The sequence below is a fragment of the Novosphingobium sp. 17-62-19 genome (assembly GCF_002256775.1).
Classification (GTDB): domain Bacteria; phylum Pseudomonadota; class Alphaproteobacteria; order Sphingomonadales; family Sphingomonadaceae; genus Novosphingobium.
This window is the reverse complement of sequence record NZ_NCII01000119.1, coordinates 1-8230: the sequence shown is the minus strand read 5'-3', so window position 1 is coordinate 8230 and position 8230 is coordinate 1. Positions and strand designations below refer to the sequence as shown.

The following is an 8230-nucleotide window of genomic DNA, read 5'->3' as shown; positions in this document are numbered from 1 at the left end:
GCTCTACAACATCGGCAACCACAAATCCGAACACCTGATGAAAGTGATCGGCATTCTGGAGAGCGAACTGGGCCGCAAGGCGGAGATGGAAATGCTCCCGATGCAACCGGGCGACGTGCGCCAGTCGTTTGCCGACATCGACGCGATTTCAGGGGATCTGGGGTATAAACCGACGACCAGCATCGATGTGGGCGTGCCGAACTTTGTGCGGTGGTATAAGGAATTTCATGGGGGTTGAGGGGGTGATTTGCATCAAAGGGGCTTGTGAAGTACCCCTATTCTAATGATCTTGGCCCTTCTCGCTATGCTTCAAGCGTCTACCGCGGCGTTTGATCCGGCCGTGGTACAAAGAGAAGAGGTGCCAGTTTTGCAGTCGGGGGTGTCCGACGCTGCACTTCAACAATTGGCAATTCGAGAAAGCAGGCTTTCAAGTAGATTAAATCGGGTGATTTATGATGACCCGGCTTTGCGAACGGAAATCCAGCGAGTCGGACTTGAGAGAGGGTGTGTGGCCGTCGCCGAGAGTAGGCGCGAAGTGAGCGCAAGTTATGCTTCTGCGCTTGTTCCCGCGACCGTCGCGGCCATAAGAAAGCTGGTCCCCGAGCCGAGCCTTAGCGAGATGCGCCCGCTTTCCTTTTTTGTTGGTCCCATGCGGATATACACGCGCCGAATCGACGATGAAATTGATGTGAATGCTAAGCCGGAGCTTTCGGCTGCCTTTGAGGCAATGCGCACTGCGTTCCTGCTTCGAACGCGCACCCTGCCGGACAAGTCTGAGGCCGTTGATCCCTTGGCAAAGCCAAGAGCGGATATTGCCGAATCAGTCGGCATTACCGGCCTGTATGACCTCGACAAAGCTTCGCATGTGGGCATGGCATGTGCGGATTTCCTAATAGACCCGCGAATCCGTCCAACGATCACAACTGCGCCAGCGCCTAAGGTCTACACAGTTATCCCGACCAAGCCGCAGCCCTACCGCTCATCCGCGAAGGCCGACAGGAACCCGTAGCCCGTCGCCACCAGCCGCGCGGGACAGTCCAGATCGGCCAGCATCGCGCGGGTGGTTTCGCGGTTGGTTACGATGGACCAGTTCGGGCGAGGGGCGGTTCTTGACTGGTCGGCTATTTCGAGTGCGGCCAGTAGCGTGGTGGGGGAGGCTTCGCAGGTGGCGAGGCCTTCGCCTGCGAGGGCGGCTTCGGTGAAGCCTAGCGCGGCGGCGAGCTGGGCTTTTCTGGGGACGTCATCGACCATCGTCTGCCGGTGTTGGCTGAGGATTGCGCGTGGCTCGGTTTCTGCGGGTTCACCATTGCGTTCGAGAACGGGGAGGCCCTTGCCCCATGCTTCGGGTGGGCAGCGGCGCTTTTCCGGGGTCATCGCTTCGAAGGGGCGGCTTTCCAGCGGGTAGATGCGGCAGATGCGCGGGCGGGCTTCGTAATTGCCACAGCGCATGTCAGGCAGAAGGTGGGGGCAGGGGCCTTCATACCGGGCGACGAGGCGCAGGTTTATGCGGAATGGAACGTCACCCACCATCGCGGAAAAGGTGGTGGCCTTGCGCCAGGCGATGGCCGGATCAGCCTCGTTCGCGTAGTCGGTCCATGCCCAGCCTTCGGCCAGAAGATCGACCTGATGGCCGTTTGTGGCCCATGCCCGTGCTTCTTCGACAGATAAAGTCAGCCGCAAGTCATGGCAGCAGCGGCCACATTGGGTACAGTCGAACGGTATCTCCATCGGGGCGATAGAGCCTAGAAAACCGGCATAGAACAGTACAGTTTCCACCAATGTGGGCATATTAAAGAAACAGTGAAGATTTAGTCATGTGATTAGTCTGGGAAATTTAAATCCATGCAAGCAAAGACTTGAGCGGGATCGCTTTGCCAAAATGAAAGCCCCGGCCTTTGCGGGCCGGGGCTTTTGCAGAACGGGCAGGCGGATACCTGCCGTTTGGTGCGGTCAGATCAGAAGCGCACGCCCAGCGTGACGTTCCAGGTGCGCGGATCGCCGTAATAGACGGTCTGGATGTTGCCGACCGAGCTGAATTCCTGCCCATCAGTCTTGTAGAGCGTGTTGCCTACGTTGCGCACCGCGCCGCGCAAGTAGAACTTGTCGAAGTCCACCTGGGCATAGAGGTTGCCGAGCCAATAGCCGTCTTCGGTAAGGCCGGGGCGGTTGTCGACCGAGAGGAAGTGCTTGTCGACAAAGCGGGCATCGCCGCCGAGCGTGAGCGAAGCCTCGCCCACGGGAATGCGATATTCACCGCCGACGCGCAGGGTGAGCGGCGGGGCGAAGGCCGGGCGGCAGGTGATGGCGTTGCCGGTGGGGTTGCAGCTGAACGCAGGCGCGCGGCGGCCGTCGTTGAACTCCTTGTAATCGGCATCGAGGTAGCCGACCGAGGCGAACAGGGTGACGGGCGTGGCGGGGCGCACGTTCACGTCGAACTCGAAGCCCTGAATGCGCAGCTTGCCGGCGTTGAGCACGGGGAAGCTGCCGCCGGTGATACCGGTGTTGCCACCGCCGACGCGGGCCTGGAAGTTCTCGTAATCCGAATAGAACGCAGCGCCCGAGATGTTGACGCGGCCATCGAGGAACGAGCCTTTCGCGCCGACTTCATAGGTCCACACGGTTTCGGGCTCGAACGTGGGGACGATCACCGTGGCACCGTTCACCACTTGGGTGACATCGCCGATACCGTTGACGCGGCCATTGAACCCGCCGGATTTGAAGCCACGGCTGGCCGAGGCATAGACCATCGTGTTCTGCGAAGGCTTGTAGGCCAGCGTGGCCGAAGGGGTCCACGCTTCATAGGTTACACTGTCAGCCGTGTTGAACGGGGCGGGCAGGTTGTTGGGGAAGGTGAACGTGCTGCGGATCACGATGGCCGGGAATACCGGGCTGGACGTGGTGGCAGTGGTGGTGCGGAAGTATTCCTTGGTTTCGCGCGTATAGCGCAGGCCTGCGGTGAGCGAGAGCGCATCGGTGAAATCATAGGTCAGCTGACCGAAGGCGGCATAGGACTTGGTGTCCTGTTCGTCATCGATGGTGCGCAGGAAGTTGAGCGGGGTGCCCACATAGCGCAAGTAGCTGTCGGCATAGGCTTCCTGATGCGAGGTGACATGCTCGTTCAGGTAATAGAGGCCGAGCAGGCCCTTGAGCTTGTCGGCATCAAGCTTGAGCTGCAGTTCCTGGCTGAACTGGTGCTGGCGGGTGCCGACAAAAACGTCGCCCACTTCGGCAGTGGTGCCATCGATATCGACGAAGAAGTCGGTCTTCAGCTTGCGATAGGCGGTGATCGAAGACAGTTGCAGCGCATCGGACAGATCTACGTTGATCGTGCCTGCTACGCCCCAGTGATCGAGCTTCTGGCCTTCGTTGTTGTTGAAGCTGGTGGAGGCCTTGTAGTCCCATTCGCCAGCCGCAGCGGGTGCGATGGTGAAGGGCGTGAGCGCGGTGAAGGTGGCGTTGTAATCGAAGCCCACAAGCGGCGCGGTGTTCTGGCCAAGGGTGAGGGCGTTGCGCTGGCGGGTGTAGTCGCCTGCGATCAGGACTTCGACCGTTTCGGTGGGCTGCGCGCGCAGGATGGCACGGCCCGACAGGTTGTTGCGATCGTTGTACTTGTCGCCATTGCGCGGATCGGTGACGATGCCGTCACGATCATCATAGACGCCCGCGACCGAGAGCGCGAGCTTGTCTGCCACGAGCGGGGCCGAGACATAGCCCTTGGCGGTCACTTCATTGAAGCGGCCGTAGGTGATCGCGCCTTCGCCGCGCAGGGTATTGAGGTCCGGCTTCTTCGACACGACGTTGACCGCGCCGCCGATGGTGTTCTTGCCATAAAGCGTACCCTGTGGGCCGCGCAGCACTTCGACGCGGGCCACATCGAACAGGTTGAGCAGCGCGCCCTGGATGCGGCTGAGGTAGACCCCATCGACATAGACGCCGACCGCCGGATCGAAGGTTTGCAGCGCGTCGGGCTGGCCGATGCCGCGGATGAAGAAGTTGGCGCTGCTGGCCGAGCCACGGCCCTGCACGATGTTGACGTTGGGGATGGCGCCCTGAATGCCCGACAGGTCCTTGGCCCCGGCTTTGTCCAGCGCTTCGGTGCTGAGCGCCGAGATCGAGATCGGCACGTCGAGCAGGCGCTCTTCCCGGCGGCGGGCGATGACGAGGATTTCGCCGGTGGAGACATCGGATGCGTCTTCGACGGCGGCGGGCGTTTCCTGTGCAAAGGCAGGTGCGGCGGGCAGCGCAAACAGCGCGGCAGTTGCGGCCAAGGCGGCGCGCGTGGAAATTCGGGTCATCAATCAGGCTCCCTCTCGCGGACTGCTTCGTCCGTGTGGGGTCCTCAATATTGAAAGTTGAACCACCTTTCAACTTCTCGTTGTGATATTCGCCTTTGGTCGCTACGAATCGTGGCGAAATGGCAACAGGCTGGTGGGGTGGCAGTTGTCGGAGGGAGAGTTTCATGGCGGAAACCAGCGCTGCCAGTCCGGGCAAAGTGCCCCGCACAGCGCGCGGGCGAGAGACGCTGCGCAAGTTGTTGGATGCAGCTGCGGCGGAGTTCGGGGAGCGGGGCTTTCACGAAGCGTCGATCAGCGGAATCACGCGGCGGGCGGGGACGGCGCTGGGCAGCTTCTACACCTACTTCGATTCGAAGGACGCGATCTTCACCGCATTGGTGCGCGATATGTCGGCCCGCGTGGCCACGACGGCGGCAGGGGCCGTAAGCGAAGGCTCAACCGGATTGCAGCGCGAACGTGAGGCGCTGAGCGGGTTCCTGCACTTTGCGCGCGAGCACAAGGAAATCTATCGAATCATCGACGAGGCGGAGTTCGCCGACCCGGCCAGCTATCGCGCACATTACGAAGGCACGGCCACCCGCATTGCCGCGCGTCTGGCCGAAGGGGTGAAGGCAGGGACGGTCCGCGATGGCGAACAGGACGTGCGCGCTTGGGCGATCATGGGCATGAACGTGTTCCTGGGCCTGCGCTTCGGCGTGTGGGACGATGCGCGACCGGTGGAGGAAATCGCCGAGGTTGCTGCGGATTTGCTGGGGGATGGGTTGGGGGTGAAGCCCTAGCACTTGCCCCAAAGATATTCGCGGTAGCGATCAAAACAGCGCTGTCCGCAAGTCAGGCGCATCAACGCACCCTCTGCAATCGCGGTGGCACGGGTTGGATCTTCGCGCACCAGCGGGATCAACGCTTCGCGGTTCCAGTCTTCGCTGTGCTTCACATCCAGCACGGCGTGGAGATCGAAATAGCGTCGCTCACGCTCGCTCAGGCCGATCCGGCGCAGGCCCTTGGCGACAAGAGCAGAGCGACCGGGAGCGGTCAGTTCGATCACGGCCAGCGCTCCGACAGAGTGCCACGCGAAGCCGCGATTGGTGGCCATGGCGGTCATAGCATTGGCCAGCGCGAGGCTTTCCCAGACGGTGGTTTCGATGGCGGGCTCCACGGCGAGCGTATCGGCCAGCGTCGCGAGCATCGGGCCGTGCATCCCGCGTGGGTTGCCACGGCCCATCTCGTCCCAGTAATTGCGGGCAAGTTCAAGCTTTGGCGCTTCGGGAAGCTTGATCTGGGTGAGCGCCACCAGATCGTCGAAACCGGCTTCGCCTGCGGCTTCCTGCTCGAAGAACCAGCGCATCTGATCGATGTCCGCTTCTTCGGCGAGCCACGGGAACAGCGCGTCGCCTTGGCCAGGGCCAGTGTGCTTGAGGTTTTCAAACCATTCGACAAAAGCTTCGGCATCGCTGGGGGCGACCGAGGCTTCATCGTGGATTTCGGCGCGAAGCTCTTCGAGGAAGCTTGCCTCAAGCATTCGCATACGCGCTTCGTGTTCAAAATGACTGGCCCAGTCATGGGACGGAAAGGCCGGGGTCAACCGCTGCCGGTTCCACTGGGCGAGGGCCTGCTGGAAGCTTCCATTGCAGAAGCGGTTCTGGGTTTCAGGGCGGAGGCGCTGGATCGTTTGCATGGGGAGGAAACGCCGGGCGTGCGGCGGTGTTCCATTAGGAATCGCAGTGTGGCTTGCGGCGCGTTGAGCCGAAGCTCTTTAGCGGCAGGCTGAATTGTTGTGGGAATTCATAGGCTTGAATCGTGTCGCGCATTCTTTTCCAGCCAACGAGCGCGGATGGCGTCAGAGCTTTCGCGGCTTCCGTCATGGCTCCAGCCGGGCGGGCGGAGCAGGTAGGACAACTTGTGGCGGAACGGAGCGTGCCACACGTCAGCCAGCATCCCGCGCCATTCGTGAAACACGGCGTGGAGCAGGTTGAAGCTGCCGAGTTGTTTGATGATGCCGTAGCGGATGGGAATGTCGCCCCGCTCGCGCTGGAAGGTGCCGAACAGGCGATCCCAGATTATCAGCGCTCCGGCGTAGTTGCGATCCAGATAGAGCGGGTTTGTGGCGTGGTGGACGCGGTGGTGTGAGGGGGTGTTGAACACTGCCTCGAACCAGCGCGGCAGGCGGCCGACCGCCTCGGTGTGAATCCAGAACTGGTAGACGAGGTTTGCGCCGCCCACGGTCAGGATCATCAGCGGGTGGAAGCCGAGGAATGCGGGCCAGATGCGGAAGATGAAGGACAGCGCGAAGAAGCCGGTCCATGTCTGTCGCAGGGCTGTAGACAGGTTGTAGTGCTGGCTGGTGTGGTGGTTCACGTGGCTCGCCCAGAACCAGCGAACGCGGTGGCCGGTGCGGTGTGCCCAGTAGTAGTTGAGATCATCAAGCACGAAACAGGCGATCCAGGCCCACCACAGGTTCGGCACGGTCAGAACGCGGTGATCATAGAGCCACATGGCGGCGGCAAAAACGACCCCGGCGGTGAGCGCGCCCGCGATGGTGCTGCCAAGGCCGAGCGCGAGGCTGGTGAGTGTATCGCGCGGTTCGTATTTTTCGGGCGCGCGACGAGCGGCCCAGATCATCTCGGCGATCACCAGCAGGACGAAGGCGGGGATGGCATAAGTGACGATATCGAAAGACTTCATGGCCGTGCGGCTCCCAGCCGACGCAGGCTGGCGGCCCAGACTTGCGCCTGATCGCCAAGGTCGAGCGTGATCGTGCCGAAGCGGCGGTCATCGGTGGACAACGTGAGAAAGCGGCCATCGAGCCGCACGCCTGCAAGGCTGACCAGTTCGCGTGCGGCAAAGTGGCTTCCGTGCTGGCGAATCAAAAGGACGCGCCCTGTAGTATCACGCGCGATGGCGCCGATCCCCGCACGATCAACCGCGATGGCCTGCGCATCGAACCCGCATATGGCTTCATCGGCAAGGGCGTAAGCATGTTCTTCGCCCTGAATGCGCGGATCTCCGCCCAATTGCAGTCTGCGTGCCAGCCATGCCAACGCAAGGATCGCGCCCAGTGAGGCCAGTGCTTGCAAGGCAAGGGCCGCGCCGGGGAAGGCAAGGAACTGATCGAGAAGGTCCATGGCTTGGGCGACTGGGCTAGCCAGCCTGCGCCGCGAGCATATCTACCGTGGCGCGGATCGGGGCGATATCGTAACCCGCATCGGCAGCCTTGGAGGCGATTTCATCAGGGTTCATCCCTGATCGTGCCTGCGCCAACGCCCAAAGCAATGTGGAGCGTGTGCCCGAACGGCAATAGGCAAGGACCGGCATATCGCCGGCTTGCATCAAGGCTTGCTGCATCGCCTCGACTTGCGGCATTGAAAACCCTGCGTGGCTGACGGGGATGGCGATATATGCCATGCCAGCCTCAAGGGTGGCGGCTTCAATCTGCGGGCCGGGCGTCTGATCGTCGGCTTCGTGTTCCGGGCGATTGTTGATGATCAGGCCAATGCCCAGCGCTTTGGCATAGGCGACTTCGGCAATGCCGATCTGCGGGCTGGCATAGGTCTTGTCATCAATTTTGCGGAACATCGCGCATTTTTCCTGTCGCTTGTGGCATCGCTTCTGGCCGACGGTGCTTGTGCCCAAAGCAGCGCTTGCGGGCAAGACTGCCGCTGTTGATAGAAATTGGACGGAGTGCGGTGCGCCAATTGGCATGAAAGCCACAGTTTTCGGGACGAAATGTGTGGAATTTGACGATTCCGTTAGCGGTCCGGCATTTTTGCTCTATAGTCTCGATCGCAGAGGAAGGGTGTCGGCCGGTAGGTCGCCCATCGATTCCCTCGTCGCGCCGCCGGCTCCCGCGTCCGGCTTGCGGTGCCGTGAAGGTTGGGGCGGATTGAAGGTCTATTGATTTCTATGGGTTTTGACAGAGGGCGGCGCGGTCGCGGCAG

The 8230-nt window shown here is 61.6% G+C and carries 8 protein-coding genes and 1 pseudogene; 3 read left to right on the top strand and 6 right to left on the bottom strand.

The genetic code is table 11. From position 1 onward, the window contains the following. Positions 1 to 238: pseudogene (locus B7X90_RS17030) on the top strand (protein CapI); the annotation flags it as partial. 141 nt (positions 239 to 379) lie between these two features. Beyond that, positions 380 to 1009, top strand: coding sequence for a hypothetical protein (locus B7X90_RS17025; RefSeq protein ID WP_292626476.1), 630 nt, complete (start codon positions 380 to 382; stop codon positions 1007 to 1009). Here the strand turns inward: B7X90_RS17025 and B7X90_RS17020 are convergent. Together B7X90_RS17020 and B7X90_RS17015 are read right to left on the bottom strand one after the other, a co-directional pair. After that, complete coding sequence (locus B7X90_RS17020; RefSeq protein ID WP_292626473.1) at positions 973 to 1776, bottom strand: YkgJ family cysteine cluster protein; 804 nt, start codon at positions 1774 to 1776, stop codon at positions 973 to 975. The two genes, B7X90_RS17025 and B7X90_RS17020, sit on opposite strands and share 37 nt — an antisense overlap. Before the next feature lie 179 nt (positions 1777 to 1955). Next, positions 1956 to 4295, bottom strand: a complete 2340-nt coding sequence (locus tag B7X90_RS17015) for a TonB-dependent receptor (protein ID WP_292626471.1) — start codon at positions 4293 to 4295, stop codon at positions 1956 to 1958. Positions 4296 to 4459: 164 nt separating this feature from the next. Between B7X90_RS17015 and B7X90_RS17010 the strand changes: the two genes are divergently transcribed. After that, positions 4460 to 5074: a TetR/AcrR family transcriptional regulator gene (locus B7X90_RS17010; RefSeq protein WP_292626467.1), complete on the top strand. Its 615-nt coding sequence runs from the start codon at positions 4460 to 4462 to the stop codon at positions 5072 to 5074. On the opposite strand, the gene B7X90_RS17005 is transcribed toward B7X90_RS17010, so the two are convergent. The 4 genes from B7X90_RS17005 to B7X90_RS16990 form a co-directional block, all read right to left on the bottom strand. Beyond that, positions 5071 to 5970 (bottom strand): iron-containing redox enzyme family protein, encoded by a 900-nt coding sequence (locus tag B7X90_RS17005; RefSeq protein WP_292626465.1) that lies wholly within the window; start codon positions 5968 to 5970, stop codon positions 5071 to 5073. The two genes, B7X90_RS17010 and B7X90_RS17005, sit on opposite strands and share 4 nt — an antisense overlap. Positions 5971 to 6077: 107 nt before the next feature. Beyond that, a complete protein-coding gene (locus B7X90_RS17000; RefSeq protein WP_292626462.1) occupies positions 6078 to 6977 on the bottom strand; it encodes a sterol desaturase family protein in 900 nt (299 codons plus the stop codon). Further along, positions 6974 to 7417: a hypothetical protein gene (locus B7X90_RS16995; RefSeq protein ID WP_292626461.1), complete on the bottom strand. Its 444-nt coding sequence runs from the start codon at positions 7415 to 7417 to the stop codon at positions 6974 to 6976. Before B7X90_RS16995 ends, B7X90_RS17000 begins: the two co-directional genes overlap by 4 nt. A gap of 16 nt (positions 7418 to 7433) precedes the next feature. After that, positions 7434 to 7868, bottom strand: coding sequence for a TIGR01244 family sulfur transferase (locus tag B7X90_RS16990; protein ID WP_292626458.1), 435 nt, complete (start codon positions 7866 to 7868; stop codon positions 7434 to 7436). Positions 7869 to 8230 lie beyond the last annotated feature (362 nt).

Bases quoted from the DNA above. Each gene is read 5' to 3' on its own strand.
- B7X90_RS17010 (WP_292626467.1), top strand. From the start codon at position 4,460: ATGGCGGAAACCAGCGCTGCCAGTCCGGGCAAAGTGCCCCGCACAGCG.
- B7X90_RS16995 (WP_292626461.1), bottom strand. From the start codon at position 7,417: ATGGACCTTCTCGATCAGTTCCTTGCCTTCCCCGGCGCGGCCCTTGCC.
- B7X90_RS17000 (WP_292626462.1), bottom strand. From the start codon at position 6,977: ATGAAGTCTTTCGATATCGTCACTTATGCCATCCCCGCCTTCGTCCTG.
- B7X90_RS17005 (WP_292626465.1), bottom strand. From the start codon at position 5,970: ATGCAAACGATCCAGCGCCTCCGCCCTGAAACCCAGAACCGCTTCTGC.
- B7X90_RS17015 (WP_292626471.1), bottom strand. From the start codon at position 4,295: ATGACCCGAATTTCCACGCGCGCCGCCTTGGCCGCAACTGCCGCGCTG.
- B7X90_RS16990 (WP_292626458.1), bottom strand. From the start codon at position 7,868: ATGTTCCGCAAAATTGATGACAAGACCTATGCCAGCCCGCAGATCGGC.